We start from the raw sequence: 224 nt of genomic DNA, 5'->3' as shown, positions 1-224 counted from the left end.
CATGGATGTGCGCCGTGCGCCACCGAGACAGGATGTCTCGTGTGGCGCATGCCCGCGTCAGCACCGATCGTGCGGGCTTTTGATTCATAACAAAGCATTTTTCTTTGGTTTGCACTGACTACCCTCAAGTGCATCACCCGCCTTGAGTCCAATCCGATGGGAACGCAGTACAGCCACTTCAGCCAAGTAGAACGCGGCGTGATCATGATCATGACGAGGCAGGG

Source organism: Lysobacter sp. Root690 (assembly GCF_001427785.1).
Lineage (GTDB): Bacteria > Pseudomonadota > Gammaproteobacteria > Xanthomonadales > Xanthomonadaceae > Lysobacter.
This window is presented reverse-complemented; position numbering follows the sequence as displayed.